Genomic DNA, 25,761 nt, shown 5'->3' with positions numbered 1-25,761 from the left:
GTCAGTTAACTACAGCGGCGAAGCCCTGTAAACGCTGGGCAATTGATCTGCGCCGCTCTATCACAGGCAATTCGCGACTAGTGTAAGACCATGCGCCAATGTCATTACGTCAGCGCTAATGATAATATTTCGCAATTCAAGGACGTTCATCAGCCTACAGGCAGGGACATGCAGGACAAGTACGAGATTCACTATGTAAAGAACGGCCTGAAGAAGGTCGTCGTTACCGATCGCAACGGCATGAGCTGGCTGGAAGCCTGGAAAGCCGCGCTGCTGATCGACGGCGCCTGCGTCGGCGCCACCGTGGGCCTGCGCTGCATCACTGACGCCATCGCCCGCGCCGAAGAAAATGGCATCAGCAAAGTGCGCTGGAACAAGGCCAGCCACACTGCCTCCTGGAGCGAACGTGCGCGGATGAACGAGAGCAAGCTGCTGGTCAAACAACTCGATTGAGGCGTCAGTCGCCGTCGGCCCGCAGATTGCGTAGCGGTACCCAGCCGGATTCGGCGTGCCGATCACACCAGACCCAACCATTGAGTTGCCGTCCGCCCAGCAACCGCTGGCCCACCTCGACCTCCAGCTCCCGCGCCGTGTAATCCTCCCGCGCCACGCCCTGTCCCGGCGCCAGCATCCGGATCACCTGCGCCGGCACCCAACCGCCACGCTGCCCTGCGGTTTCGCAGAAATACCAGTGTTCCCAACCTTCATCGCCCTCATAGGCCTCGCCCACCTGCAGCGAGGTGCCCTCCGTGAAGGTGATGGGCTCGGGGAACTCGCTGCGATGGGGCTCCATAACAATGAATTTCAACCAGGCCTCCTTGCCTTGGCGACGGGCCTGCGTGTCAGGGCTGCCAGAGGATCTTCACGCTGGTGGAGTTGGTGGCCAGGAACGCAGGGTGCTTGCGCGAATTTTCTTCGGCTTCGAGGAAGGTGTTTGCGTTGCCGATGCCCTGGCTGCAGATGCCGAACGCCTCCTTGACCGTCTCGGGATTCACGCCCTGGCTCAGCAGGTACTGCTTGAACTGCTGACCCACCGCTTTTCCGCGCTCGGCGGCATTGCTGACCGTTGCGCCCGGCAAGGCGAATGGCGTGCTCAACCAGTAACTACCGCCGCCGGGGATGAGTGTGCCGGGCATCGCCATGGCATAGCAGTAGATAAGCGAACCCGTCGCCGCGTAAATCGGCGGTGGCTGGGTGCCTGCCAAGGTCGCAACAAGGGTGATGCTGCTGCGGTTGCGCCATAGTTTCAGGGTCACCGGAGTGCCCGCCTTGTTCGAGGCAAGGTAGGCGATCAACTGGGTGGTCTGGTCGAACACCTGGCCATTGATGGACTGGATCACGTCTGCGGCCTTGATCCCGGCTTGAGCCGCAGCACTTCCCGGGATGACACCGGTTACCAGCACGCCGTGGCTGTCGGGCAAGCCCAGGTCCCGAACCAGGACGTCGTGCAGCTTGTCGGCAGGAAGTAACGAGGCACCCAGCCAGCCCCTTCCGGACGTTGGCGGAGCGACATTGACGGTAAGCGGCGCCCCGTTTGCAGTTGACGCCGTATTGGTGGCAGGCACCGTATTTACAGCCGGTGCCGTGGCCGGTGCCACTGTCGCAGCGACTTGGGCCTCGGCCGGACAGCCTTTTTCCGCCTTGACCTGGCGGATGGCTTCCAGCGCCGTCGGCACGATATTGTGCTCGCCGGGCTCGCCCAGATTGGTTCTCAGCGCCCCGTCGGTGACGTCCAATTGTCGACAATCCTGCCCCCTGTACATGTCCTTGAGCGGGGTCAGGTGGTCGATAGGCTCCGGATCATCCGGCGTATAGGCGGCCTGGGCCAGGGTCAGGCCGATGCCCGCGGGATCGAGCATGCAGCCATGCAGGCTGGACAATGCCGCCCCAACGGCCAGTAGCCGAACACCTTTTACCAGCAGATTCGCCATGTTCCTTGCCCCGCACGCGATGATTGTCACAGAACGATAATGGCAAGATGCCTTATGTCAATCCGTTTGCAGTGAAATACCCCAAATGGCCGGCCTTATTGTTTCTCGCGAGCCTCCGCCTTGCTATGGTGATGCCCCTCGATAGCAACCCAGGACGCGGCACGGAATGGACTCATGGAAAACGCTGATCATCGCCACCCTGGTAATGCTCAGTCCTCAAGCCCTGGCGGATGAGAACAAGGGCTCGTACGACAGGTCGATGCTGCTGGTACTGCTCTCCCCAACCTTCCTCGTTTCAGGAACCACCGGGCTTAGCGAACTGGCGGTGCACAACTTCAAGCCTGCCAAGGCCGATGCCCTCGCCTTCATCGGCTCAAGTGGAGAAATCCGGGGGGCGCAGTTCGAACAAGCGACTCGCTACTACCACGCAGCCTACGCCCCGCCACACATGACCGACGAGCAACTTGCGCTGGCAATCGCAACAACGTTTTGAACTTACTCGGCAAACGACTCTGGCTGGGCAACCTTCAGGTATAGAAAGCACCCTCTATGCATGTCGTTGGTGAATTTATCGGCGACTGCCATTTTCTTCTCTTTCGTGCTTTCTATGGGGTAGTCTTCGGCCATCTTGGTGAACTTTTCCCTCATCTGTTCATGGATATCGGAATACGCTTCATAGGCATATGACAGCGGCGTACCCATTTGCCTGCTATACATGATAGCGGCAGCATCCATCGCCCCTGCCTCGCAGAAATTCCGCTCAGCCGCATTGAACTGGATGACGTCGCCCTTCATATACCAGGACCACGCATTGGTACACGTCATGAGGGCGGCACCGGCCAACACTACGGATACCCTGTTGATCTTCATGATGTGGTCCTTCACTGCAAAACCGCGATGCTAGCAGACTGAACTACTCAAGGAGCACCAGCATCTTCCCTACACTTTCCGAAGCCTGGAGGCCATGTTCCAGAGCGACACGGCAAGCACCAAATAAATCGGCGTTGCCGCCAAGTACCAATGGTTTTCGGTGAACCCCTTCCAGACAACCACGGCGCCCGACAAGGCCGACAGCACTGCGCCAACGGTGAACGCCCAATACTTAACCTTACTCATCCATTCCTCCTATAGGCCAGGGCGCGACGGTATCAGGGAGAGGGGTGAACCACAAATGAGCGACTCTCATTAGCGATGATGCGGGCGCAACATTCCAGTGAAAGCCCTTTCCATAGTTAGCTTACAACTCGACCTGCCGGATCAATAACCCGGGCAAACGGATACTTCGCCCTCAGCCGAGAAAGCTCCTGCATACATCCCATTTCGGAGCCATGGGTTTTAGTTTGCCACTGCTGATTTGCAGAGGATTTGTACTGCGCTTGATAGTTAGTCGACATGGGAGCGTCCTTGGCAAAAGGCTTGTATAGCACAAAGCCTCGATTCCCCGTTCCACCCCATACTGAAAGCTAAATAATGCGCCTGAGGGATGCAACGCTGCACCGCATGACCTCCAAGTCGGCGGGCCTGGTCAGCCCTTTCGTGCTTCAACCGAGCAAAGGTGGGCTGTGGATCAACGAGCCAGGTGTTACAATCCGCGCCTTCAAATCAGCGCTCAAGGCGCTGAGCATCCGTGAACGCCGTCAGTAAGACACCCGCCACACCTACGCAACCACGTGCCTGATGGCCGCGATGAACCCTGGGCTCATCGCAAATCAGCTTGGGCACAGCGTCTGGATGTTGCCTTCTACCTACGCGAAATGGATCAGCTCCTCGTCTGACTGGAGGGAGCTGGAGAAGCTGCCGCCTAGCGTCGAATTGGCCCAAGATTGGCCCAACGCTGACACGAGCGACTAAATACACCTCTGGAATCCCCGCAGGACAAGCACTTGATTTCTACCGCTAATATCACCATGCAGTTCGGCGCCAAACCTCTGTTCGAGAACGTCTCGGTCAAGTTCAACAACGGCAATCGCTACGGCCTGATCGGCGCCAACGGCTGTGGCAAGTCCACCTTCATGAAGATTCTCGGTGGCGATCTGGAGCCGAGCGGCGGCCAGGTCATGCTCGAGCCGAACACCCGCCTCGGCAAGCTGCGCCAGGATCAGTTCGCCTACGAGGAGTTCACCGTGATCGACACGGTGATCATGGGCCACGAGGAGCTGTGGAAGGTCAAGGCCGAGCGCGATCGCATCTATTCGCTGCCGGAAATGACCGAGGAAGACGGCATGGCCGTCGCCGAGCTGGAAACCGAATTCGCCGAGATGGACGGCTACACCGCCGAATCCCGCGCCGGTGAGCTGCTGCTGGGCCTGGGTATTCCGCTGGAACAGCATTTCGGCCCGATGAGCGAAGTTGCTCCAGGCTGGAAACTGCGGGTGTTGCTGGCCCAGGCGCTGTTCTCCAATCCGGAAGTGCTGCTGCTCGACGAACCAACCAACCACCTGGACATCAACACCATCCGTTGGCTGGAAAGCATCCTCACGGCGCGTAACAGCACCATGATCATCATTTCCCACGACCGTCACTTCCTGAACAGCGTCTGCACCCACATGGCCGACCTGGACTACGGCGAGCTGCGCCTGTTCCCGGGCAACTATGACGAGTACATGACCGCCGCGACCCAGTCCCGCGAGCAGTTGCTGTCGGACAACGCCAAGAAGAAAGCCCAGATTGCCGAGCTGCAGACCTTCGTCAGCCGCTTCTCGGCCAACGCCTCGAAAGCCAAGCAGGCCACCTCCCGCGCCAAGCAGATCGACAAGATCCAGCTGGCCGAGGTCAAGCCGTCGAGCCGGGTCAGTCCGTTCATTCGTTTCGAACAGACCAAGAAGCTGCACCGCCAGGCCGTGACCCTGGAGAAAGTCTCCAAGGGCTTCGACGGCAAGCCGCTGTTCAAGGACTTCAGCTTCACCATCGAAGCCGGCGAGCGCGTCGCGATCATCGGCCCGAACGGTATCGGCAAGACCACCCTGCTGCGCACCCTGGTCGGTGAAATGACCCCGGATGCCGGTGCGGTGAAATGGACCGAAAGCGCCGAAGTCGGTTACTACGCCCAGGACCATGCCCACGACTTCGAAGACGATGTCAGCCTGTTCGACTGGATGGGCCAGTGGACCCAGGGCGAGCAAGTGATCCGTGGCACCCTCGGCCGCATGCTGTTCTCCAACGACGAGATCCTCAAGTCGGTGAAGGTAATCTCCGGGGGTGAACAGGGCCGCATGCTGTTCGGCAAGCTGATCCTGCAAAAGCCTAACGTGCTGGTGATGGACGAACCGACCAACCACCTGGACATGGAATCCATCGAGGCGCTGAACCTGGCGCTGGAAAACTACCCGGGCACGTTGGTGTTCGTCAGCCACGACCGCGAGTTCGTTTCGTCGCTGGCAACCCGCATCATCGAGCTGAGCGCCACCGGCGTGGTGGACTTCAGCGGCACCTACGACGATTACCTGCGCAGCCAGGGCGTCGTGGTCTGATCCTCGCTTAGCGGTAATACAGCGGGCCGGCCCGTCCCATACAGCGGGAACGGGCCGGCCCGCTGTTGTTTTCGGCTGCCGAATCATTCGTTAGCCTGCTTTCTTTTCTCCCCGCCTGCCGCCATGATGTAACGCTTCAACCGCTTGCCTGCGAACGAAACCCCATGCCTGCTTCACCCTCCGCCACGCCCACAACGCCCTCGGTCACCCTGCAGATCCTGTCGATCGTTTTCTACACCTTCATTGCCTTCCTCTGCATCGGCCTGCCGATCGCGGTACTGCCGGGCCATGTCCACGATGTGCTGGGCTACAGCGCGATAATCGCCGGCCTGACCATCGGCATCCAATACCTGGCGACCCTGCTCAGCCGGCCGATGGCCGGGCGCCTTGCCGACAGCCTCGGCACCCGCCGCACCATCGCCTATGGCCTTGCCGGGATAGGCGTCAGCGGCCTGTTGACCTGGGGCTCCGCGCTGTTGGTCAGTGTGCCGTTGGCGAGCCTGACCCTGCTGCTGGTGGCGCGCGTGCTGCTGGGCATCGCCCAGGGTTTGATCGGCGTCGGCACGCTGAGCTGGGGCATTGGACAGGTGGGCTCCGAACACACGGCGCGGGTGATTTCCTGGAATGGCATCGCTTCCTACGGCGCGATCGCCATTGGCGCGCCGGTCGGCGTGTTGCTGGCGCAGGAAACCGGCTTCTACAGCATCGGCCTGGCGTTGACCGCGTTGGCCGTGTTGGCGCTTTTGGTGATTCGCACCCAGCCATCGCTGCCCGTCATGCGCGGTGAACGCCTGCCGTTCTGGGCTGCGTTCGCTCGCGTGGCGCCGTGCGGGGTGGCGCTGACCCTGGCCTCCATCGGCTACGGCACCCTGACCACCTTCGTCACGCTCTTCTACCTAGAGCGCGGCTGGACCGGCGCGGCCTGGTGCCTGAGCGCCTTCGGCGTGTGCTTTATCGTTTCCCGATTGATGTTTGTGAATGCCGTCAACCAGTGGGGCGGCTACCGCGTAGCGATTGCATGCATGGCGGTGGAGACGCTCGGCCTGACGCTGCTGTGGCTGGCACCGTCGCCGCTGTTGGCGCTGCTCGGTGCGGGGCTGACCGGCTTCGGGCTGTCGCTGGTGTACCCGGCGCTGGGGGTCGAAGCGATCAAGCAAGTGCCGCCGACCAGTCGCGGGGCCGGGCTGAGCGCTTATGCAGTGTTCTTCGATCTCGCCCTGGCGATCGCCGGGCCGGTGATGGGTGCGGTCGCGGCCCATCTGGGTTACGCCTGGATTTTCTGTGTGGCGTCGCTGCTGTCGCTGCTGGGCGTCGGCCTGACCCTGACGCTGCTACGCCGCTCGCCCCCTCACTGATCGGCGGTATGCAGTCCCGCGCGACTGGGCACGCCCAGCGCGCGATTGAAGAAGTGCGACGTTTCGGACTGTAACGACAGGTGAATACCCACCCGATCAACGCCGTCGGCATCGGTACATAGCGCAGCCATGCGCTCGCGCTGGGCTGCGTCACAGGGCGACATGAAGACGAAATGCCCGGCGCCGGCCAGCCGCCGGTAGTTGGGCGTGACCGGCAGCTTGCGCGCCAGGGCCTCGGCGTTCTTGTCGATGGCCAGCAACTGGTCGTGGTCACCGCTGTAGATCAATGACGGCACCTTCACCTCGGCCAGCGCCTGGCGACCGAACATCAGGCTCAACGGCGCCATCAGCACCAGGGCCCTCACCCGCGGATCGGCCTCGGGCAACAAATCGTCGCGGTCAGCGACCAGTTCGCCGTGGCGTGTGCAGGCGTCAGCATCCAGCGGACGTTCCTCACAGTAACGTTTCAGTCGCTGAAGATCGGGACGTGCTCCGGAAAGAATCAATGCGGTTTCGGCACCCGCCGAATACCCGATCATGCCCACCTGTTCGCCGCTGACATAGGGCGCCAGCAGTGAGTCCTCCAGCGTGGCGCTGATCGCAGCGCTGATTTGCAGCGGACGGCCATAGAGGTTGCTCAGGGTGCCGAGTCGGCTGTGGTCCTTGGCGTTGTCGCCGGGATGGACCGCCGCAACCACCACAAAGCCGCGCCGCGCCAGGGCGCTGGCCAGGTCATGCAAGGCCAGGGGCGTGCCGGTGTTGCCGTGGGACAAGGCGAGCAAGGGAAAACGGCCCATCACCACCGGTGCTTCGGCGGCGACATTGAGGCGATAACCGTCGATCCGGCGCCAGTGCGCCAAGCCGCTCGAGGGGTAGAACACCAGCACCTGCATCGGCTGGCCGTCCAGCGGATCGGGAATGCTCATGCGGTGCAGGCCGACGTTCCACTGTTGCGCCGGCTCGGCCTGCACCACAAGGCTGCAGCACAACGCACCGAGCACCAACAACGTCCGAAGAACCTGCATTTGCTTTCACCCTGACCCAATGGCGATGACCCGCCTAATGCAAAGCATAGAGCGGGCCACATTGGTGCAGATGAAAGCTCGATGAAACTCCTGACAGCCAGGGCGGGCATCTACTGCCCGCGAAGGCCGGAGACTCAGGCCGCGGCGAACAGGTCGTTGGCGATCTGAGCCTGGGCAGCCTGCAGCGCGTTGTTGCGTGGCTCGTCGCCATAAGCCAGACCGTGGGCGCGGACGAATTCGATGTCGGTAATGCCGATGAAACCGAGGAACACCTTGAGGAAATCTTCATGGCCGACACCAGTAGGCTGACCGACATGCAGACCGCCCGCGGTGGAGACCACGATCACTTTCTTGTTACCGCACAGGCCTTCCGGGCCGGTTTCGGTGTAGCGGAAGGTCTTGCCGGCGACAGCAATGCGGTCGATCCAGGCCTTGAGCTGGCTGGCGATGCTGAAGTTGTACATCGGCGCGCCGATCACCACGGCGTCAGCGTCGAGAAACTCCTGCAGGGTCTCGGCGCTCAGATTGGCTTCGTGGGCCAGAGCGGCGTCGCGTGCTTCTTCCGGAGTGCCCGCGGCCAGCAGGGTGGCGGAGGAGAAATGGCTGATGGCATCGGCGGCGAGGTCACGGTAGACCACCTGGACCGATGGCTCGGCGGCTTGCCAGGCCTGGACCACTTGCTGGCTCAGTTGGCGCGAAGCGGAGTTGTCGCCGAGGATGCTGGAATCGATGTGCAACAGTTTCATGGGGCTCTCCTGAATGAGGACCACTGGTCGGCGGTCACGATGGAGACAATCCTAACGGCACAACCAATAGCTGATAAGCTCGCAAAATTGCGTTAGTTCGTCCCACTGATGGAACAATCATGCAAGACCTCAATGACCTGTTCTACTTTGCCCGCGTGGTTGAAGCCGGTGGCTTCGCCGCCGCCGGGCGCCAACTGGGGATTCCCAAATCACGCTTGTCGCGGCGGATCGCCGAACTGGAAGAGCGCCTCGGTACCCGCTTGCTGCAACGCACCACCCGGCAACTGAAGCTGACCGCCGTGGGCGAGCGCTACCTGCGCCACTGCCAGGCGATGCTGCTGGAGGCGGAAATGGCCGACGAAGCGGTCGCCAGCATGACCAGCGAACCGCGCGGACGATTGCGCGTGTCCAGCCCGGTGGGCCTGGCCCACGCCTTTCTGCCGGAGGTGATCACCCGCTTCCTGGCGCTGTACCCGCACGTGCAACTGGAAATGGTCCTGGTCAACCGCCGTGTCGACCTGATCAACGAAGGCATCGATGTCGCCCTGCGCGTGCGCGACCTGGGCGATGAAGACCCGGCACTGGTCACCCGCCGCCTCAACCGCGCGCAGATGCAACTGGTAGCCTCCCCCGACTTTGCCCGCCAGCACCCGGTCCAGCACCCGAACGAATTGGCCGTGCTACCAGTCCTCGGCGCGGTAGAGGCCGACCGGCTGGTGCACCTGCGCCTGATGGACAAGGACGGCCAGCGTGAAGAGCTGAGCCTGGAAGCCCGCCTGGGGATAGACGATTTTGTCGTACGCAAGGCCGCGGTGCTCGCCGGCCTGGGCTTCACCGCCCTGCCCTTGCTGCACTGCGAAGCCGAACTGGCCAGCGGCGAGCTGGTGCGCCTGTTGCCGGACTGGTCGATGCCCAGCGGTTACCTGCAAGCGGTCTATCCGCATCGGCGCGGCGTACTGCCGGCGGTGAGGGCGTGGATCGACCATCTGGTCGCTTCTTTCGAGGAATGTGGAGAGCGTTATGTCTGAAAAGACCCTGAACCAAGAACAGGTCGCGGAATTCTGCCTGACGCTGCCTGGCGCGCGGGAAGACTATAAATGGGGCGGCGTGCGGGTGTTTTCCGTGGCCGGCAGCAAGATGTTCGCAGTGCTCGACCTGGCGGGTGCGGGGCTGTCGTTCAAGGTCGACAAGGACCTGTTCCTCGGCTACGTCGATATTCCCGGGGTTCGTCCGGCGCCGTATCTGGCCAGGGCGCACTGGATCAGCGTCGCCCCGCCCTACGCATTGGGACGCGAGACGCTTGAGGACATGTTGAGGCGGTCGCACCAGTTGGTGGTGAAGAAGTTGCCGAAGCGGCTGCAGGTGGGGTTGTTGCTGGATTGAACCGGGGCGTTGAGGCGGCGGCTAGAAGATATGCCGCCATTGGCCCAGAAACAGCACATCGACCCACACCACCTGGTGCACCAGCACGATCAGCCAGAACACCACTTGATAGGACAGCTTGCGCGTCTTGTGTCGCCACAGTTGCTGCGCCACCAGCGCGCCCGGCCAGCCGCCGAGCAGTTCGCTGAGGTGCAGCAGCTTTTCCGGAATGCGCTGGCCCTGCACTTGCGCCTGGCGCTTGTCGTGCCAGTAGAGCCCGGCACACACCAGGCTCGCCGCTATATACAGCAGCGCAGGCAACCAGAACTGTTCGGCGAGGCCCGTTTTCAGGGCCCCGCCCAGCGGCAGCAGGCAGAGCATGGCGAACGCCAGCAGCTTGAGCCGTGGATAGCGCATCAGCCGTGGGCCACCGACCAGTCGACCACGCCGAAGGCCCAGGTCCCGAGAATCACCAGGCCAAAGACGATGCGGTACCAGGCGAACGCCGCGTAGCTGTGGCTGGCGATGAACTTGAGCAGGCCGCGTACAGCGATCATGGCGAAGATGAACGAGACCACGAAGCCGATGGCGAAGACCATGAAGTCGTCCGGCTGGAACAGGTCACGGTATTTGTAGCCGGAGTACACCGCGGCGCCGACCATGGTCGGCATGGCCAGGAAGAACGAGAACTCGGTGGCCGCCTTGCGCGACAGGCCGAACAGCAGGCCGCCGATGATGGTCGAGCCGGAACGCGAAGTCCCCGGAATCATCGCCAGGCACTGGGCGCAGCCGATTTTCAGGGCGTCGGTCCAGTGCATGTTGTCCACCTCGGCAACACGGATCACATGCTCGCGACGCTCGGCCCAGAGCATGATCACGCCACCCACCACCAGCGCTGCGGCTACGGTGATCGGGTTGAACAGGTACTCGTGAATCAGGTCGGCGAAGGCCACGCCCAGCACCACGGCGGGCATGAAGGCGATCAGCAGGTTGACGGTGAAGCGCTGCGCCTCACGCTGGCGCGGCAGGCCCACCACCACGTCGATGATCTTGCGGCGAAACTCCCACACCACCGCCAGGATCGCACCCAGTTGAATGATGATGTTGAAGGCCATGGCCCGTTCACCGCCGAAGTTGATCAAGTCGGCCACGACTATCTGGTGGCCCGTACTGGAAACCGGCAAAAACTCTGTCAGACCCTCGACGATGCCGAGAATCACTGCCTGCATGGCGGTCCAAAAATCCATCATTCCCCCGTAAGGCGATGCGCGTGGCATGCCCCGTTCTAGTTTTCGATACGCTTTGGTTTTTCAAGGCCCAGGCATGCGACGGCGACCATAAAACGGAAACGGCCACATTAATCGCGACATACCCTTCAGATTTGGCGCAGAAAGGCCGAAATCCTATCAGACCTGTGGGATAAACGCTGCCCGGTCGTACTAATGGAGCCAGCCGAATCAACCACTTAGCCATTGGTCGAGTAGGTGGAAGCGCTAAAGCATGCTTGGATGCTCAAAATAACAAGAACTCGAGATGACCTTCATGAAGACTTTACGCAGTATGTCGATCAGCCGGCGCCTGTGGCTCATCCTGGTGCTGGCCGTGGCGATGTTGGTGACCCTCGGGTTGCTTATGCTCAATCAGATTCACTCTGACCTGTACCGGGCCAAGGCGGAAAAGACCCGCCATGTGGTCGAGACTGCCGCCGGGATTCTGACGTACTACCAGGGTCAGGAAGCCGCTGGCAGCCTTAGCCGCGAAGCCGCACAGCAACAGGCGCTGAACGCCGTGCGGGCGCTGCGCTATGACCAGAACGACTACTTCTGGATCAACGACCTGGGGCCGAAGATGCTCATGCACCCGACCAACCCCAAGCTCGAAGGCCAGGACCTCTCCGGCATCCGCGATCCCGACGGCTTTGCGCTGTTCAATGAAATGGTCAGCCTGGCCAAGACCCGCGGCGCCGGCAGCATCGACTACCGCTGGCCCAAGCCCGGCGCCAGCGACCCGGTGGAAAAGACGTCCTACATCCAGTTGTTCAAGCCCTGGGGCTGGATCATCGGCTCTGGCATCTATATCGACGACATGCAGGGCGAGTTCTTCCGTCAATTGCGCGACGCCTCGCTGCTCGGTGCCGGCATCGCGGTAGTCCTGACGCTGCTGGTGCTGCTGATTTCCCGCAGTATCGTCCGCCCGTTGCAGGAGGCTGTGGAGGCCATGGCCACCATCGCCAGCGGCGAAGCCGACCTGACCAAGCGCCTGGACACCCATGGCAACGACGAAATCACCCGCCTCGGCCAGCACTTCAACAGCTTCACCGGGCAGTTGCAGCAGGTGGTCGTGCGTCTCCAGGAAGCGGCGCGAGAACTGGGCCATTCGGCCGGCGAGGTCGGTGATAACGCCGGGCAGACCCAGCAGCGCAGCGACCAGCAGTCGCAGCAGATGGAACAGGTGGCCACCGCCATCAACGAAGTCACTTACGCCGTCCAGGACGTGGCGAAGAACGCCGAGCAGGCTTCCAGCGAAACCAGCGAGGCGCAGGAACGCGCCCGCCAGGGCCAGCAGAGCATTCACGGCAGCCTGCGCAAGATCGACGAGCTGTCCGCCACCATCGACCAGGCGGTCCATGTGATTCAGGCCCTGGCCGGCCAGAGCACCCGCATCGGCAGCGTGCTGGAAGTGATTCGCGCCATTGCCGAACAGACCAACCTGCTGGCCCTCAACGCCGCCATCGAGGCCGCCCGTGCCGGCGAGCAGGGTCGCGGTTTTGCCGTGGTCGCCGACGAAGTCCGCCTGCTGGCGCAGCGGACGCAACAGTCCACCGCCGAAATCCAGGCGATGATCGAGCACCTGCAAGGTCAGTCGGAAGCAGCGGTCAAGGCCATCGACGCCAGCAGCCTGGCCTCGCGGGAAACCGTCGAGCAGGCCAGCGAAGCGGGCGCCAGCCTGGATGCCATCAGCCAGGCGCTGCACAACCTGACCTCGCTCAACGCCTCGATTGCCAGCGCCACCTTGCAGCAGGCCCATGTGGTGGAAGAGATCAACCGCAGCGTCACCGAAACCGCCGACCTGTCGCGCCAGACCGCCGTCGCCGCGCAGCACTCCAGCAAGTCCGGCCACGCGCTCAACCGCCTGAGCGCGCATCTCGAGCAAGTACTGGGGCAATTCCGGGTGTAAAAAAACCTGCCGCTACCATCGGGTAGCGGCAGGTCCAACACTGCACAAACGACTGTTACTTGCCTGGGTTACACGGCGAAGGCAGTTTCAACGAGTCCTTGTAAGGCACCATCGGGCGAACCGGCTCGAGGTTCATGACCTCTTTGCCCGGGTATCCGACGACATGGCAATAGAATTGCTCGCGCATCGATCCACCGTTGTTGGCGTACTGCTTCCATTGCGGATCATTTTTGTGTTTTTCATACAATTCGGCATACATGCGTTCCCAACCAACTTCATTGAGTTTTTTAATGGAGCAAGTGGGGTTGGTGGTCAGCGAAAGCGACAGCGTGTTAGGCCCGAACACCGGATCATCGCGGGAAATCCACTCGCTCTTGGTGAAGTAAGGCGTGCAGTACTTCGACTCGGCCAGGTTCGCATCGGCAAGCGCGGCGGCAGCAGCGGCCGCAGCCGCCTGGCTGGCCTGAGCCTGAGCGGGCGTCTGGGTCGGTCCTGAACCAGTGCCTGGCCCGAAGCCAGGGCTCGGTGGTTTACCTGTGCGACAAAAACCCGGGCTCGCACTATTCGCCGGAGGCGCCATCTGGTTGGCAGCACAAGAGAAGGTGGCGACGTCACTGGCATGAAGTGGAAACTTGATATTGATGATCGGTCGGTAGTTACCGGTCTTCTTCAGGTAATCCTGTTGATTTAACCGGGCAGCGGCATCGCCGCGTGAATCACTGGTGAAAAAAGCCAGGACAGCACGTTCATTGGGCTCGGTGAGGGAAAGTCGCAGTTCTGTCTGGGTCTGGAATTCTCGGTTGTTTATCAACTTGCGCGCATCCAGAAAATTCTTGAAGGCAGTGGTGCGGTCGGCCCTGCTCACGCCTTTTCTCATGTCGAAACCGCATTGATAGATGTCCTGGTAAGTCTGGTTATTATATTTATTGAAGTGCGCGAGCCACTGAGCGCCATTGTTCACGCCCATTTCCTTGCAGGTGCCTTCAATCTCTTTTGAACCCGGACTGTTGCCACGCGGCTGGCTGTCTCGACAGCCTTTGTCCGTACGCATGTCGGTCCAGGCATCGTTCGGAAAGGCACATTGCAGATGACCGCCCTGCTTGCCCTGACAGAGAAGATCAAAGGGGGTGGTGATATAACCGTTCTGCGTCTGCATGCCAGGGTTGTCGTATTTAATGTCTTTGCGCATATAGGAAAACGCTTCGCTCTGCAGTTCCTGCGCTCTCGGGCTCGGGTTCCACACATCCCACGCCTGGCCCTTCGCGGGGTCCGCCCGGTGCGTGCCTCTGATCAACAGGCCGGAGCAGTCCGAGGCCGGATCGTCGCCACATTTATCGACAGTATTGTTGTACAGCTCCTGAACAACTTTCAGCGTTTCCTCGCAGGTCTCCGCATTGGCCAAGGGCACCCCGAATAGCAGGGGACATAATAGTAACGGGGCTATTTTCTCGACAGTCTTTCGCATGACACACACCTCCAGAAACGATGAGTACACCGTTCATTGATTTGGCGTGAACACGACTGAATGCCACTACCGACCGCCTGCCCGGAAACTGCCACACCCCACTCTTTTGCGAAACTGACAAAAATGTCAGGTGGGTCGCCAAAAAACGGCGGCGCGCTTGTCCGCTGAAGCCATTCGAACATGAAAAAACTGCCGATATCCGCGGGATATCGGCAGTTCAAGTGGCTCAAACAAGCCTGGTCTCAATCAATGAGCGCCGTCGTTATCATTTGTGGTTGCAGTCCGCTGCGTTGACTTGCTCCTGACTGGCTTCGTTCGGCCTGATCGACTCCAGATACACCGGGTTCTTCTTGGTGTACTTCTGGGCAAGGCAAATACTCTGGCGGCGCATCGAGATGTCTTTGTCACCCCAATATTTTGCGCCTTGAGGGTCGGCCGCCAAGGCTTTCCTCTTCATCTCCGCCATCACTGCATCGGTTTTGTCAGGTCCGAATCCAAGTGCGCAGTCGTTGTAGGTGACCTCAAGTGCCTTGATCTTTTTGCCGGGATATTCCGCATAAGTGCGGTCCATCCATTTGACCGACTTGATGTAGTCGGGACATTGCGCGGGAGCACCGCCAGCGCCACCGGCTCCTCCGTCGACTTTCACAGAGTTGCAACCATCCCTGAGTGATTGCTCGTGCGAGACATACGGCCTGACGGGCTCAAGGTTCCATGTTTCCTTGTTTCTTACCTGGAAGTCGTTACCTTGTTTATCTTTCTCGACCAGGGTTATATGGCACACCGCCTGACGCCGTAATGTCTGGTCTCTATCGCCCCAGTACTTCGCCCCGTCTTTTTCTGCCAGCGCTTTCTGTTTCATCTCGGCAATCAGTTTCTCGGTCTGGTCCGGTCCGACCTCGCGACCGCACGCAGTAGGCGTTACCGAGAGCGACATGACTTCTTTATTGAAGCCTGGGTCCCACCGCGATATCCATTTCACCGAATCGATGTATTGAGAGCATTGTTTCGGATCGGTCCCCGTGCCCCAGCCGCCGGCGACCGGTTTATCGGGCTCGATTACAGGTTCTGGCTTAGGTGCAGGTTTGGTCGCGCAAGAGAATGTTGCCTTGCTGCTCGGGTCATTCGGAAAGTTGATCTTGATGACCGGCCGTTCCTCGCCCGTCACCTGTTTATATTCTTCGGCATTCTTCCAGGCGTCCTCGACGTTGGTGCCGGTTTCTTCACTGAAGAAGAACGCCATTACAGGCGCTTTGTCCTTCTCGGGGTTCTTGAAGCGCACTTCCGTCTGCCAGAAGAATGCGCCTTCAGAGCCTTCGATTGACTTCCTGGACTGCATGAACTGCTGGAAGGCATCCGTGCGCTGTTCGTCGCTCAGCCCGCGCATATCGAAGCCGCACAGGGACATGTTTCTTGCAGGGTCTACACCGCCGAACGGGTCGAACTCGCTGGCCTTCCAGTTGGAACCATTGACGCCCTCTTGCTGGCAGGACTTCTCCACATTCGGCGTTCTGTCATTGTCGCCGCAGCCATTATCGTTGCGGGAATCCGTATAGCCATCGATGGGGAAGGCGCAATCAATATTCACCGGGGTTTTACCCGCTGGCGTGTAGTGAGTCGGGTACAGCAGCATGCCGTTGTGGTGGCTGACACCGGGCGTCTGATATTTGATGTCAGAGCGCATCCAGGAGGCCGCCGTGGTCCCCAGCTTCACTGCCGTAGGACTCGAATTCCACACGTAATAGGTGCCGGCAGGCTGAGGTGTTTCCTGCCGCTCGGGCCGCATCGTGCCCCTGACAAGCAGGCCGGAACAGTCCGATGCCGGGTTCCTGACCGATCTATCACCCGTCAGCGACATACAGTTGCTCGCCTCGTTGTTATAGAGCTCCTGAACCACTTTCAATGTTTCTTCGCAGCTTTCCGCATGAACAAACGTCGCCTGCAGCATGAACGGTAACGCCAATAGCGGAATAAGCCTGTCAATACGCCTTCTCATCGCCGTGTCTCCTGAAATCGTCGGGATCTTTCTTCAATGAGTGGATCGACGTAACAACGACTGAACAGCCACAACTCGACGCCGCAGAAATAATCTGCCTGCAAACGCAACGGCGCGAAACTGACAGAAATATCAGGTGCAAGCGGAAAACCCGGCTGGCGGCTACTTGCCTAACAGGTACAATCCCCGCCCCTCTTTCCTTGCTGTAAAGGAGCGCCGATGTCCGGCCTCGAACTGTTCGCCGCCGTACTTGGCGCCCTCTCCGTCTGGCTGACGGTCAAGCAGAATCCGTGGTGCTGGCCCATCGGCCTGGCCATGGTGCTGCTTTACAGTTGGGTGTTCTTCGATGCCAGGCTCTATTCGCAAATGCTCCTGCAAGGGGTGTATGCCGTATTGCAACTGTATGGCTGGTGGCAGTGGACCCGGCCGGACAGTGTGCGCGAGGCGCGCAAGGTCAGCCTGCTGACACCCGGCCAGGTCAATCTCGGGTTGCTCTTCGGCCTGCTGGGCAGCCTGCTGATTGGCGGCGCCATGAGTACCTGGACCGATGCCGCCCAGCCCTGGCTGGACGCGACCATCACCGGCTTCAGCCTGGTGGCGCAAGGGTGGATGGCGCAGAAGCGCGTGCAGTGCTGGGCCTTGTGGATCGTGATCGACGCGGTCTGCGTCGGCTTGTTCCTCTATCAGGGGCTGTACCTGACCGCGGGTCTGTATGCGTTGTTCACGCTGATGGCGATCCAGGGGCTGCGCGAGTGGCGCCGCGATCCCGCAGTGGTGGCGGCATGAAGGTCCTGGTGCTGGCAGGCCCCGAGTCCAGCGGCAAGAGTTGGCTGGCAGGGGAAATCCAGGCGCATTTCGGTGGCGAGCTGGTCGGCGAATATGTCCGCCATTTTATCGACGAGCAGCAGCGCGACACCTGCTACGCCGATATCCCGGCCATTGCCCGCGGCCAGTTGGCCTGGGAAGACGCCGCCCGCCAGCGTCAGCCGGAGTTGCTGATTCTCGACACCCACCTGCTGAGCAATATCCTCTGGAGCCAGACGCTGTTCGCCGATTGCCCCGACTGGCTGGAGCAGGCGCTGCTGGCGCGGCACTATGACCTGCACCTGCTGCTCAGCCCCGACGGCGTGCCGTGGATCGGCGACGGCCAGCGCTGCCAGCCGGACCTGGAGGAGCGCCGGGCGTTCTTCGCGGCCAGCCGGCAATGGCTGGAACAGCATCGTCAGCCGCTGATGATCATCGAAGGCGACTGGGTCCACCGCCGCGCCATCGTTCTGGCCACGGTCCAGCGCCTGCTGGAAGGTAAAGCCCCAGCCTGCGCAACCGAGTGTTAACTCGCTGATACACCCTTCGCGACCCCGGCCCGCGGCGCAGAGCCCGCCGCGCCATCCGCGAGTCGACTGTCACGCCACTGATACAGTGGCCGCCCCGCCCCGCTTTATCGACTTCCCGTACCACGCCCCGCCCGCGCCGCCGCCAGGTTGTCTCACCGGCGTTACAGGCAGCGCGAAGCGCTCTCCCCGGATTCATGCAAGTCGTTGATTCAACACGGCAAACAAAAAGCGGCACAGCTTCTGCTCTCTCTCTCGCAACGCTGAAGGGCCAGCGCATAGAAAGAAGGAACCGCCGCCGTGGGGAATCACAACAATAAGCTGCTTCGCCTTATGGTCATCGGATGCGCACTCAGCGCTTCCCTTCTCGCCGCCCAGGTCCAGGCGGGTGGCAACGGTGTGGTCGTCCTGACCCGTGACGTCAAGACCCGCCCGGCCATTCGCAACGACCATCCGGATCCGAGCCCCACCACCGTCAACACCAACGCCTCCAATCGCATCGTCTCCCAGACCAACAACGAACTGAGCGACGGTGACTTTGCCAGCGTCGCCAGTGGCGCCACGATCAACCGTTTGTTGGTCCCTGACGCTGCCTCGGGTGGTGTGCGTGGAATCAACGCGGTGCCCAGCACCCTGCCGGGCCTTGGCAATGCCACGGGCGGCGGCGGTGGCGGCGCGGGCGGTAGCATCTCCAACTCGGTCAACTCGGGTATCCAGCGCGGCCTCGCCCCGCTGCAGATCCTGACCGGAGGCAAGTGAGATGAAAGCCTCCCTCCTGTTTATCGCCTTGTTCTGCAGCGGCACCGCACTGGCTGCCTCGCCCGTCGAGGACAACGCCCGGATCGACAGCAGCGCCCAAGGTTACAAGGGCAATCTTTCGATCAACCAGGCTGCCGGCGACCAGCAACAACAGAACAACAGCCGGGCCATCGCCATCGGCCACGAGGCCCAGGCCACCACCCGGATCACCCAGAGCATCGATACGGCCGCCAGCCGCGCCATCGATGCCAACGCCAGTATCGGCGGCACTTCCTTCAGTAACGGCAACGGCATCCTGGGCATCAACCAGTCCGCCGGTGCCGGTACGCAACAAGCCAACGCGGTACGCATCGGCATCAGCGCCGTACCGCAAAGCATCGATGACAGCGTCCTGCTCCAGCAGAACGTGGCGCTGTCCAACAGCTCCGACTCAACCGACCACACACCCGGCAGTCGCCAGGTCAGCACCAGCGACCAGGCATTCACCGGCAGTCGTGGCGTGGTTCAGTTGAATCAGAGCGCAGGGGTGGGAAACCGAATGGCCAACACCCTGAGCGTACGGGTCGCTGACTGACCCGATAAGGCAACACAACACTTAACAATCATAATTAATGCGGAGAAACACCATGAAACCCACAATGGCACTCAAGCCTCTGGTATTCGCACTCGCAGCGGTCATGGCAGTTGCTGCACAAGCAGGCGGACGTAACGACGACCATGGCGGTGGTCGCGGCCACGACGATCACGACAGCACCCAGACCCTTCTGCTGTCCCTGCTGATCAACGCTGGCTCCGCCGCCACGGTGATCGATACTCAAAACAACAGCGGCAACTGGGTCAAAAACGAAGCCACCCGCAACGACGCCAAGATGGACAGTTCGGCCAATGGCTCGCAGGGCAACCTGGGCGCCAACACCGCAGCCGGTGACGGCAACCAACAAGACAACGTCGCTGCAATCGCCACCGCCGACGAAAGCTTCATCTTCGGCAGCGCGCTCGCCGTCTCCAGCGCAACCCAGAACAACGTCGGCAACACGGTCAAGAACTACTCCACCCGCAACACCGCGACCCTCAACAGCTCGGCCAACGGCAGCTCCGGCAACATTGGGGTAAACGTCACCGCCGGCGACTTCAACCAACAGAAAAACAACCTGGCCATCGCCGTGTCCGGCGGCCGCGTCGCCGCAGCCAGCGCCGCTGCCAACCAGAACACCACTGGTCTGAAAGTGACCAACGAAGCCGACCGTACCTACGACACCAAAACCCTCTACTCCGCCTTTGCTGCCTACGGCCAGTACGAAGGCAACGGCGTTGGCTACGTAGAAAGCAAGAAAGACGGCGGTCATGACAGCCATGACCGTGGTGGCCAAACCCAGAAAGATCCGCTTAAGTTCCACGAAGAAGGCGACTTCGCGCTGTACGGCGTAGCCTCCTACCAAGTGCTGACCCCAAGTGGCTGGGTCAACCCTGTGACCAACACCGCGTCGCTGACCAACTCGCTGAACGGCGTGTCGGGCAACGTCGGGGCCAACGTCTCGGCAGGCTCGGGCAACCAACAAAGCAACTCGCTGTCCATCGCCGCCGGCTGCCGTGCCTGCACTGGCATGTAACAGCCTTGATCGGGGCCCTTCGGGGCCCCTTTCCTAATTCACCACAGGATGGGGAAGATCATGCGTGCGCTACTGCTGATGCTGCTGGTTGTCCTGAGTGGTCAGATCGGCACGGTCCACGCCGCGCAGATGGCGGTCGCCGCCCTGCCAGGCGGAGTCACGATCTACAAGCCAGTACAGAGCATCCGTGAACGCCGCTTCGCCAACCTGGTTCAACAAAAGACCGACTTCAGTTGCGGCGCCGCCGCACTGGGCACCATCCTCAAACAGGCCTACTGGCTGGACGTGGATGAAAGCCACATCATCGAAGGCATGCTCGCCCACTCCGATCAGGACATCGTCCGCGTCCAGGGCTTCTCGATGCTCGACATGAAACGCTACGTGGAAAGCCTCGGCATGCGTGCCCGGGGTTACAAGATCCCGCCGGAAAGCCTGCATGACGTGAGCATTCCGGTCGTGGTGCTGATGGATATCCGTGGCTACAAACACTTCGTCGTGCTGCAACGCACCGACAAGGACTGGGCCTACGTCGGCGACCCGGTACTGGGCCACAAACGCTACAAGTTCGATGACTTCGTCAAAGGCTGGAACGGCATCATCTTCGCCGTCATCGGCCCCGGCTACGACAAGGCCAACGCCCTGCTCAACCCGCCGGACCCGCTGACCGCCAAGAACCGCGTCAACAACTTCCAGCCCATCGACGATGCGCAATTGATGGAATTTGGATTCATCCAGAGCGACTTCTTCTAACAACAAGCGAGCATGGAGCTCCGGGAGCACCCGATGAAGACTTCAAGCTGGCTGATCGCCGCGTGTCTCGCGGCCAGCCTTCCTGCCCAGGCGCAGGCGTTCAAACCCATCGAAGTCAAGGATCAGGAACTGTCTCAACTACGCGGACGCTACGTGATGCCAGGGCGCATCATCAGTTTCGGGGTGGTCATGAACAGCACCTGGCAAAACGCCAATGGCGACCGCATCGGCGCGACGGCCTCGCTGCAGGTGCAGCAGTCGACCTTCAAGCCGCAATTCTATGTCTCCCTGACCGGTGAAAACGGCACGGGCACCTCCACCGCTCAAGGCACTGGCACCGTCACCGGTGGCGCTGGTCTGGGCAGCGGCCAGGGCGTGATCCAGGTGAACCGCTCTGCCGGCGACGGCAACACCACCTCCAACAACTTCCAGGTCAATGTCAGCGAGGCCAGCCAGGCACCGCAAATGGCCGCCCAGCAAGGCCAGGCCCTTGCCAGCGGCGCCACCATCAGCGCCAGCAACAACGCCGGCACCCTAAGCGTCGCCTCGACCTCCGCCGGTATCCAGATGAGCATCCAGGCCGCCAACAATCAGGGCGCCAGCCTCCAGCGGCTCGCCGATGGCGGGCTGATGCAGGCCACCACCCTGCTCGGCGGCAGCAACGCCGTCAGCAACATCACTCAGCTCAATGTGGTACTGCGCGACAACATGCCCACGGCAGGCGCGCTGAACTGCAATCTGGACCAGTTGAAGGGCCTTCGTATCTCCGGATATTGATCTACGCTCTGTTTCAACTTATTGCGCAGTTGGAAAGGATGGCTAACCTATGCACCGGAAGTTTTCATTCAATGCAGTCGTCTGTCTGAGCACCCTGGTTCCTTCAACGATGCTTTTCGCGGCACAGGACCCGCAGGTGGAGGCGCTGAAACAGGAGTTGCAAGCCCTCAAACAACGTTATGAACAGCAGCAACAAGCCTTGATGGTCCTCGAACAGCGGGTCCGCCAGGTCGAAGACCAACCCGCAACCCCAGCCCCCAAACGCCTCGTGCGTTCCCCTGCAACCAAGCCAAGCCAGCCTTCCGGGCAAGGCCAGGCGGTCGCGGCATCGGGTAGCGGTGCTTCCTACGGCGAATCGCTGAAAGACGACTCGGCCCCGGCACAGAGCGTCACCAACCTGTACGACGAAGCGAGCGGCTTCTTCGGCGGCGGCAAGTTCAGTGTCGAGACCGGCATCACCTATGCCCGGTACGACACCAAGCAACTGCTGCTCAACGGCTTCCTGGCGCTGGACTCGATCTTCCTCGGCAACATCAACCTCGACCGGATCAAATCCGACACCTGGACCCTTGACCTGACCGGGCGCTACAACCTCAACCAGCGCTGGCAGTTCGACGTCAACGTGCCGGTGGTCTACCGCGAGTCGACCTTCCAGTCCGGAGGTGCCAGCGGCACGCCCAACCAACCCGGCGGTGCCGGCACCGCGCTTTCCGAACGCACCGTTACCCGCGACCCGACCATTGGCGACGTCAACGTCGGCGTTGCCTACAAATTCATGGACGAGTCGGATTACGCCCCGGACGCGGTGTTCACCCTGCGGGTCAAGGCGCCCACCGGCAAGGACCCGTTCGGCATCAAGTTCCGTACCGATCCGCAAAACAGCAGCCTGCAATACCCGGAAAGCCTGCCGACCGGCAACGGCGTCTGGTCCATCAGCCCCGGTATCTCGCTGGTCAAGACCTTCGACCCGGCAGTGCTGTTCGGCAGCCTGTCGTACACCCACAACCTCGAGGACTCGTTCAGCGACATCAGCTCGACCGAAAACCAGAAAATACCGGGCAAGGTCAAACTGGGTGACAGCTTCCAACTCGGCGCCGGTGTCGCCTTCGCCCTGAACGAGAAGATGAGTATGTCGTTCTCCGTCTCCGACCTGATCGTGCGGCGCTCCAAGACCAAGGAAGACGGCGGCGACTGGGCCACCGTCACCGGCAGCGACGCCAACGCCGCCTACTTCAACGTCGGCATGACCCTGGCCGCCACCGACAAGCTGACCATCGTGCCGAACCTGTCCATCGGCCTTACCGACGATGCGCCGGACTTCACCTTCAGCCTGAAATTCCCGTACTACTTCTGATCGGTTTCACACACAAAAGCCCGTGGCTGCTGTTGCAGTCACGGGCTTTCTGGTTTCTGGCAGGGAATGGCCTCAGCGAATCTGATGCTTATGCAACAAACGGTAGAAGGTCGGCCGCGAAACCCCCAGCACCTTCGCCGCGATGCTCAGGTTGTCGCTGTGCCGGTTGAGCACATCGCACAGGGCCTGGCGTTCCGCCTGGTGCTTGTAGTCCTCCAGCGTGCCGATAGGCGCGAGCATTGCGGTCTGTTCTTGCAGGCCAAGGTCGCGGGGCTCGATCTGCCGCCCCTCAGCCAGCACCAGGCCACGGCGCACACGGTTGGCCAGTTCACGGACATTGCCCGGCCAGTCGTGCTTGCCCATGGCACCGAGGGCGTCCTCGCTGAAGGTGCGCGGACGGCGTCCGGTTTCCTGGCTGTAGAAACGCGAGAAGTGGCTGGCCAGCATCGACAGGTCACCGTGACGATCACGCAACGGCGCGGTCACCACCTGCAACACATTGAGCCGGTAATACAGGTCTTCACGGAACCGTCCACTGACAATGGCGCTCTCCAGGTCGACGTGGGTCGCCGCCAGTACCCGCACATCCACGGCAATCGGCTGGCTGCCGCCCACCCGCTCGATGTGCTTTTCCTGGAGAAACCGCAACAGGTTGGCCTGCAACTCCAGCGGCAGGTCGCCGATTTCATCGAGGAACAAGGTGCCGCCATGGGCCGCCTCGATCCGCCCGACCTTGCGCTGGTGCGCGCCGGTGAAGGCACCCTTCTCATGGCCGAACAGTTCGGACTGGATCAAGTGTTCGGGAATCGCCCCGCAATTGATCGCCACGAATGGCTTGTCGTGGCGCTGCGACTGGCGGTGCAGGGTGCGCGCCACCAATTCCTTGCCGGTCCCGCTTTCGCCGCGGATCAGCACCGGAGACTCGGTGGGCGCCAGTTTGCCCAGCAGCTTGCGCAGATCACGGATCGGTCGGCTATCACCGAGCAGCTCGTGCTCCGGCTCATCGACCGGTGCCGGGCCCTTGCCCCGCAAGCGCGCCATGCCAAACGCCCGCCCCAGCGTCACCTGGACCCGGGACACATCGAACGGCAGGGTATGGAAATCGAAGAACCACTCACAGACGAAGTCGCCGATCTTCTGCGCCCGCAGTTCCTGAGGGCTGAGCACGGCGATCCACTCGGCGCCGCTGCGCCCGATCAGGTCCTTGACCGCCTCGGGGTGCTGCAGGTGCGACGCCTGCAAACGCAGGAGCCCGACATCACAGGGATGCTCCAGGGCACTGCTCAACGTGCAGCTATGAACATCCCAGCCAACACTGCGTAATCCGGGCAACAGGCGATGGCAATCATCGCAAGGATCGACCACCAGCAAACGACGGTTCTGTGCGGGTTCGAGCATGACCGTTCCTTGACGCCAATTATTGGAAAAGTGAGTAGAAACAGCATCTTGGCAGACCCGTTTGTAACAGTAGCAATGAACGACTGTTGGCCCACTACCGTCTGTCCGTCGAGCACTGGCGTTATTTTTCACCCTCGGGAATTTTCCTGTTATTTCAACGTCTCAAGCGCCAGGAAAAAAACAATGTGCGAAGCGCGAATAAAAAATTTTCGCGAACGGTGTGACTTCACCTGTTACTTCGGACATCAGTACAAGTAACCTGCCGCCGCGAACAACCGCCGGCAACTTTCATTTTGATGTTTGGGACCATAGAGAGACCGAACCCATGAACGCTCCGCTGCGTGTCAACGAAGCACTGCTGATTGCCGACCACGCCTTCGAACCCTTCCAGTGTGTAGCCTGGGACGCGCCAAACGGTACCGGTGAGCTAAGCCTGGCAGTGATCGACCGGACCAGCACCCGGATTGGCAGCAAACAAGTGTCCAGCAGCACTTACTCCGACCCGGCGCAGTGGGCGCACCTGCTCGAAGAAGTACGCGCCGAGTTGCGCCTGAAAGGCTACGACCTGCAGCCCTGGACCATGCCGAAGTAACTTCCGGGTTTTTCAGGCCAATAAAAAAGTGCACCTTCGGGTGCACTTTTTGTTGGTCGCGAAGTTGTACTTTATTGTCGCTGCGACAACGCGCCGCAGGCAGCGCTATCCAATTGATCCATATGCCAATAGTCAGCCTGAAGTTGCTCAGCGAGTTGTCGTGCGCGGCCCAGGCGCACCGGCCCGCTCTCCATATCAATCAATACGCTGGCGCACGGTAGTGGCGCCAACGCGGCGCTTTTACTCAGGCGACCATCGGTCAGCAGCAGGCAGCGCTGTTGCTCGCCAGGGAATTGCTTCTGCCGCCGCACTAACCATTGCCGCGCTTCCTGCAACGCCGCCAGCAGCGGTGTGCCGCCCCCCGCCCCCAGCTCGGCCAGCCATGGCTGCAACGCCGCGGAGGCTTTCAACCCATGGCGTTGCCAGCGCGGCGAAGTGCCGCTGGCCGTGAGCAAGGCCAGGCGGGCGCGGGCGCGGTAGGCCTGGTCGAAAAAGCTCGCCAGCAGCCCCTTGGCCCGGCTCAACGCCTGATAACGGCGGGTCGAGGCCGACGCATCGACGATTACCAGCCACAATTCGGGACTGGACGCACTGCGCTGGCTCCAGCACAGATCGGCGCGCTGCCGTGGCCGGCCCTTGAGCAGGGTCGCCGGCCAGGCCACC

28 protein-coding genes and 1 pseudogene are annotated in these 25,761 nt (G+C 61.3%); 17 read left to right on the top strand and 12 right to left on the bottom strand.

Translation table 11 applies throughout. From position 1 onward, the window contains the following. Nucleotides 1-168 precede the first annotated feature (168 nt). Nucleotides 169-453, top strand: coding sequence for a hypothetical protein (locus NTD88_RS15505; protein WP_095153570.1), 285 nt, complete (start codon nucleotides 169-171; stop codon nucleotides 451-453). Nucleotides 454-457: 4 nt separating this feature from the next. Here NTD88_RS15505 and NTD88_RS15500 read toward each other — a convergent pair whose 3' ends face one another. Both NTD88_RS15500 and NTD88_RS15495 read right to left on the bottom strand, forming a co-directional pair. Continuing rightward, nucleotides 458-808: an SH3 domain-containing protein gene (locus tag NTD88_RS15500; protein WP_218241179.1), complete on the bottom strand. Its 351-nt coding sequence runs from the start codon at nucleotides 806-808 to the stop codon at nucleotides 458-460. Between the two features lie 34 nt (nucleotides 809-842). Next, a complete protein-coding gene (locus NTD88_RS15495) occupies nucleotides 843-1,931 on the bottom strand; it encodes a PDZ domain-containing protein (protein ID WP_262154429.1) in 1,089 nt (362 codons plus the stop codon). Between the two features lie 166 nt (nucleotides 1,932-2,097). Here NTD88_RS15495 and NTD88_RS15490 point away from each other — a divergent pair, with 166 nt between their 5' ends. Continuing rightward, nucleotides 2,098-2,424, top strand: coding sequence for a DUF2388 domain-containing protein (locus NTD88_RS15490; RefSeq protein ID WP_262127356.1), 327 nt, complete (start codon nucleotides 2,098-2,100; stop codon nucleotides 2,422-2,424). A gap of 2 nt (nucleotides 2,425-2,426) precedes the next feature. Here NTD88_RS15490 and NTD88_RS15485 read toward each other — a convergent pair whose 3' ends face one another. Both NTD88_RS15485 and NTD88_RS15480 read right to left on the bottom strand, forming a co-directional pair. Further along, entirely contained in the window at nucleotides 2,427-2,801 is a 375-nt protein-coding gene (locus tag NTD88_RS15485) for a hypothetical protein (protein WP_262154428.1), read from the bottom strand. Nucleotides 2,802-2,870: 69 nt separating this feature from the next. Beyond that, complete coding sequence (locus NTD88_RS15480; protein WP_262127358.1) at nucleotides 2,871-3,047, bottom strand: hypothetical protein; 177 nt, start codon at nucleotides 3,045-3,047, stop codon at nucleotides 2,871-2,873. Between the two features lie 384 nt (nucleotides 3,048-3,431). Between NTD88_RS15480 and NTD88_RS29010 the strand changes: the two are divergent. From NTD88_RS29010 to NTD88_RS15470, 3 genes and pseudogenes are all read left to right on the top strand, one after another. Further along, nucleotides 3,432-3,782, top strand: a pseudogene (locus NTD88_RS29010) (integrase). 32 nt (nucleotides 3,783-3,814) lie between these two features. After that, complete coding sequence (locus tag NTD88_RS15475; RefSeq protein ID WP_095153575.1) at nucleotides 3,815-5,401, top strand: ABC-F family ATPase; 1,587 nt, start codon at nucleotides 3,815-3,817, stop codon at nucleotides 5,399-5,401. 164 nt (nucleotides 5,402-5,565) lie between these two features. After that, entirely contained in the window at nucleotides 5,566-6,756 is a 1,191-nt protein-coding gene (locus tag NTD88_RS15470) for an MFS transporter (protein WP_262154427.1), read from the top strand. Here NTD88_RS15470 and NTD88_RS15465 read toward each other — a convergent pair. Both NTD88_RS15465 and NTD88_RS15460 read right to left on the bottom strand, forming a co-directional pair. Beyond that, complete coding sequence (locus NTD88_RS15465) at nucleotides 6,750-7,781, bottom strand: alpha/beta hydrolase family protein (RefSeq protein WP_095153577.1); 1,032 nt, start codon at nucleotides 7,779-7,781, stop codon at nucleotides 6,750-6,752. The genes NTD88_RS15470 and NTD88_RS15465 overlap by 7 nt on opposite strands. A gap of 134 nt (nucleotides 7,782-7,915) precedes the next feature. Beyond that, nucleotides 7,916-8,527 carry an FMN-dependent NADH-azoreductase gene (locus NTD88_RS15460; protein WP_095153578.1) on the bottom strand — a complete coding sequence of 204 codons (612 nt, stop codon included), beginning with the start codon at nucleotides 8,525-8,527 and terminating at the stop codon, nucleotides 7,916-7,918. A 119-nt stretch (nucleotides 8,528-8,646) separates the two neighbouring features. On the opposite strand from NTD88_RS15460, the gene NTD88_RS15455 reads away from it, so the two are divergent. Continuing rightward, nucleotides 8,647-9,555 (top strand): LysR substrate-binding domain-containing protein, encoded by a 909-nt coding sequence (locus NTD88_RS15455; protein WP_262127363.1) that lies wholly within the window; start codon nucleotides 8,647-8,649, stop codon nucleotides 9,553-9,555. After that, nucleotides 9,548-9,910: an MmcQ/YjbR family DNA-binding protein gene (locus tag NTD88_RS15450; protein WP_262154426.1), complete on the top strand. Its 363-nt coding sequence runs from the start codon at nucleotides 9,548-9,550 to the stop codon at nucleotides 9,908-9,910. The genes NTD88_RS15455 and NTD88_RS15450 overlap by 8 nt, the downstream gene beginning before the upstream one ends. A 21-nt stretch (nucleotides 9,911-9,931) precedes the next feature. On the opposite strand, the gene NTD88_RS15445 is transcribed toward NTD88_RS15450, so the two are convergent. Together NTD88_RS15445 and NTD88_RS15440 are read right to left on the bottom strand one after the other, a co-directional pair. Next, the gene (locus NTD88_RS15445; protein WP_262127366.1) at nucleotides 9,932-10,306 is read right to left on the bottom strand and encodes a DUF1294 domain-containing protein; all 375 of its coding nucleotides are present in this window, start codon (nucleotides 10,304-10,306) and stop codon (nucleotides 9,932-9,934) included. Beyond that, entirely contained in the window at nucleotides 10,306-11,136 is an 831-nt protein-coding gene (locus NTD88_RS15440; protein WP_095153835.1) for an undecaprenyl-diphosphate phosphatase, read from the bottom strand. Before NTD88_RS15440 ends, NTD88_RS15445 begins: the two co-directional genes overlap by 1 nt. Nucleotides 11,137-11,431: 295 nt before the next feature. Between NTD88_RS15440 and NTD88_RS15435 the strand changes: the two genes are divergently transcribed. Then, the gene (locus tag NTD88_RS15435) at nucleotides 11,432-13,066 is read left to right on the top strand and encodes a methyl-accepting chemotaxis protein (RefSeq protein ID WP_262154425.1); all 1,635 of its coding nucleotides are present in this window, start codon (nucleotides 11,432-11,434) and stop codon (nucleotides 13,064-13,066) included. Nucleotides 13,067-13,121: 55 nt separating this feature from the next. Here NTD88_RS15435 and NTD88_RS15430 read toward each other — a convergent pair whose 3' ends face one another. Both NTD88_RS15430 and NTD88_RS15425 read right to left on the bottom strand, forming a co-directional pair. Continuing rightward, nucleotides 13,122-14,531, bottom strand: coding sequence for a DUF2599 domain-containing protein (locus NTD88_RS15430; RefSeq protein ID WP_262154424.1), 1,410 nt, complete (start codon nucleotides 14,529-14,531; stop codon nucleotides 13,122-13,124). 265 nt (nucleotides 14,532-14,796) lie between these two features. Then, the gene (locus tag NTD88_RS15425; protein ID WP_262154423.1) at nucleotides 14,797-16,527 is read right to left on the bottom strand and encodes a DUF2599 domain-containing protein; all 1,731 of its coding nucleotides are present in this window, start codon (nucleotides 16,525-16,527) and stop codon (nucleotides 14,797-14,799) included. Nucleotides 16,528-16,746: 219 nt separating this feature from the next. Between NTD88_RS15425 and pnuC the strand changes: the two genes are divergently transcribed. The 8 genes from pnuC (at nucleotide 16,747) to NTD88_RS15385 (ending at nucleotide 23,108) form a co-directional block, all read left to right on the top strand. Further along, on the top strand, nucleotides 16,747-17,313 hold the full coding sequence (gene pnuC / locus NTD88_RS15420; protein WP_095153584.1) for a nicotinamide riboside transporter PnuC: 567 nt from the start codon (nucleotides 16,747-16,749) through the stop codon (nucleotides 17,311-17,313). Beyond that, the gene (locus tag NTD88_RS15415; protein ID WP_262127380.1) at nucleotides 17,310-17,861 is read left to right on the top strand and encodes an AAA family ATPase; all 552 of its coding nucleotides are present in this window, start codon (nucleotides 17,310-17,312) and stop codon (nucleotides 17,859-17,861) included. The genes pnuC and NTD88_RS15415 overlap by 4 nt, the downstream gene beginning before the upstream one ends. A 297-nt stretch (nucleotides 17,862-18,158) precedes the next feature. Beyond that, nucleotides 18,159-18,617 (top strand): hypothetical protein, encoded by a 459-nt coding sequence (locus NTD88_RS15410; RefSeq protein ID WP_095153586.1) that lies wholly within the window; start codon nucleotides 18,159-18,161, stop codon nucleotides 18,615-18,617. A gap of 1 nt (nucleotide 18,618) precedes the next feature. Continuing rightward, nucleotides 18,619-19,191: an adhesin gene (locus NTD88_RS15405; protein ID WP_262154422.1), complete on the top strand. Its 573-nt coding sequence runs from the start codon at nucleotides 18,619-18,621 to the stop codon at nucleotides 19,189-19,191. 52 nt (nucleotides 19,192-19,243) lie between these two features. Then, on the top strand, nucleotides 19,244-20,227 hold the full coding sequence (locus NTD88_RS15400) for a heme utilization protein (protein WP_262154421.1): 984 nt from the start codon (nucleotides 19,244-19,246) through the stop codon (nucleotides 20,225-20,227). A 60-nt stretch (nucleotides 20,228-20,287) separates the two neighbouring features. Next, entirely contained in the window at nucleotides 20,288-20,977 is a 690-nt protein-coding gene (locus NTD88_RS15395; RefSeq protein ID WP_262127374.1) for a C39 family peptidase, read from the top strand. 33 nt (nucleotides 20,978-21,010) lie between these two features. Further along, nucleotides 21,011-21,754: a hypothetical protein gene (locus NTD88_RS15390; protein ID WP_095153590.1), complete on the top strand. Its 744-nt coding sequence runs from the start codon at nucleotides 21,011-21,013 to the stop codon at nucleotides 21,752-21,754. 49 nt (nucleotides 21,755-21,803) lie between these two features. After that, on the top strand, nucleotides 21,804-23,108 hold the full coding sequence (locus tag NTD88_RS15385; RefSeq protein WP_095153591.1) for a transporter: 1,305 nt from the start codon (nucleotides 21,804-21,806) through the stop codon (nucleotides 23,106-23,108). A gap of 72 nt (nucleotides 23,109-23,180) precedes the next feature. Here NTD88_RS15385 and NTD88_RS15380 read toward each other — a convergent pair whose 3' ends face one another. Next, complete coding sequence (locus tag NTD88_RS15380) at nucleotides 23,181-24,506, bottom strand: sigma-54 dependent transcriptional regulator (RefSeq protein ID WP_262127375.1); 1,326 nt, start codon at nucleotides 24,504-24,506, stop codon at nucleotides 23,181-23,183. 325 nt (nucleotides 24,507-24,831) lie between these two features. On the opposite strand from NTD88_RS15380, the gene NTD88_RS15375 reads away from it, so the two are divergent. Next, nucleotides 24,832-25,098, top strand: coding sequence for a hypothetical protein (locus NTD88_RS15375; protein WP_095153593.1), 267 nt, complete (start codon nucleotides 24,832-24,834; stop codon nucleotides 25,096-25,098). A 71-nt stretch (nucleotides 25,099-25,169) separates the two neighbouring features. Here the strand turns inward: NTD88_RS15375 and NTD88_RS15370 are convergent, their stop codons facing one another. Continuing rightward, nucleotides 25,170-25,760 (bottom strand): vWA domain-containing protein, encoded by a 591-nt coding sequence (locus NTD88_RS15370; protein ID WP_262191735.1) that lies wholly within the window; start codon nucleotides 25,758-25,760, stop codon nucleotides 25,170-25,172. Between the last annotated feature and the right edge of the window lies 1 nt (nucleotide 25,761).

Source organism: Pseudomonas sp. 20P_3.2_Bac5 (assembly GCF_025466035.1).
GTDB lineage: Bacteria > Pseudomonadota > Gammaproteobacteria > Pseudomonadales > Pseudomonadaceae > Aquipseudomonas.
This window is presented reverse-complemented; position numbering and strand designations above follow the sequence as displayed.

Coding starts and splice junctions, on each gene's coding strand:
- NTD88_RS15505 (WP_095153570.1), top strand. CDS start 169: ATGCAGGACAAGTACGAGATTCACTATGTAAAGAACGGCCTGAAGAAG.
- NTD88_RS15495 (WP_262154429.1), bottom strand. CDS start 1,931: ATGGCGAATCTGCTGGTAAAAGGTGTTCGGCTACTGGCCGTTGGGGCG.
- NTD88_RS15490 (WP_262127356.1), top strand. CDS start 2,098: ATGGACTCATGGAAAACGCTGATCATCGCCACCCTGGTAATGCTCAGT.
- NTD88_RS15485 (WP_262154428.1), bottom strand. CDS start 2,801: ATGAAGATCAACAGGGTATCCGTAGTGTTGGCCGGTGCCGCCCTCATG.
- NTD88_RS15480 (WP_262127358.1), bottom strand. CDS start 3,047: ATGAGTAAGGTTAAGTATTGGGCGTTCACCGTTGGCGCAGTGCTGTCG.
- NTD88_RS15470 (WP_262154427.1), top strand. CDS start 5,566: ATGCCTGCTTCACCCTCCGCCACGCCCACAACGCCCTCGGTCACCCTG.
- NTD88_RS15465 (WP_095153577.1), bottom strand. CDS start 7,781: ATGCAGGTTCTTCGGACGTTGTTGGTGCTCGGTGCGTTGTGCTGCAGC.
- NTD88_RS15460 (WP_095153578.1), bottom strand. CDS start 8,527: ATGAAACTGTTGCACATCGATTCCAGCATCCTCGGCGACAACTCCGCT.
- NTD88_RS15455 (WP_262127363.1), top strand. CDS start 8,647: ATGCAAGACCTCAATGACCTGTTCTACTTTGCCCGCGTGGTTGAAGCC.
- NTD88_RS15450 (WP_262154426.1), top strand. CDS start 9,548: ATGTCTGAAAAGACCCTGAACCAAGAACAGGTCGCGGAATTCTGCCTG.
- NTD88_RS15445 (WP_262127366.1), bottom strand. CDS start 10,306: ATGCGCTATCCACGGCTCAAGCTGCTGGCGTTCGCCATGCTCTGCCTG.
- NTD88_RS15440 (WP_095153835.1), bottom strand. CDS start 11,136: ATGGATTTTTGGACCGCCATGCAGGCAGTGATTCTCGGCATCGTCGAG.
- NTD88_RS15435 (WP_262154425.1), top strand. CDS start 11,432: ATGAAGACTTTACGCAGTATGTCGATCAGCCGGCGCCTGTGGCTCATC.
- NTD88_RS15430 (WP_262154424.1), bottom strand. CDS start 14,531: ATGCGAAAGACTGTCGAGAAAATAGCCCCGTTACTATTATGTCCCCTG.
- NTD88_RS15425 (WP_262154423.1), bottom strand. CDS start 16,527: ATGAGAAGGCGTATTGACAGGCTTATTCCGCTATTGGCGTTACCGTTC.
- pnuC (WP_095153584.1), top strand. CDS start 16,747: ATGTCCGGCCTCGAACTGTTCGCCGCCGTACTTGGCGCCCTCTCCGTC.
- NTD88_RS15415 (WP_262127380.1), top strand. CDS start 17,310: ATGAAGGTCCTGGTGCTGGCAGGCCCCGAGTCCAGCGGCAAGAGTTGG.
- NTD88_RS15405 (WP_262154422.1), top strand. CDS start 18,619: ATGAAAGCCTCCCTCCTGTTTATCGCCTTGTTCTGCAGCGGCACCGCA.
- NTD88_RS15400 (WP_262154421.1), top strand. CDS start 19,244: ATGAAACCCACAATGGCACTCAAGCCTCTGGTATTCGCACTCGCAGCG.
- NTD88_RS15395 (WP_262127374.1), top strand. CDS start 20,288: ATGCGTGCGCTACTGCTGATGCTGCTGGTTGTCCTGAGTGGTCAGATC.
- NTD88_RS15390 (WP_095153590.1), top strand. CDS start 21,011: ATGAAGACTTCAAGCTGGCTGATCGCCGCGTGTCTCGCGGCCAGCCTT.
- NTD88_RS15385 (WP_095153591.1), top strand. CDS start 21,804: ATGCACCGGAAGTTTTCATTCAATGCAGTCGTCTGTCTGAGCACCCTG.
- NTD88_RS15380 (WP_262127375.1), bottom strand. CDS start 24,506: ATGCTCGAACCCGCACAGAACCGTCGTTTGCTGGTGGTCGATCCTTGC.
- NTD88_RS15375 (WP_095153593.1), top strand. CDS start 24,832: ATGAACGCTCCGCTGCGTGTCAACGAAGCACTGCTGATTGCCGACCAC.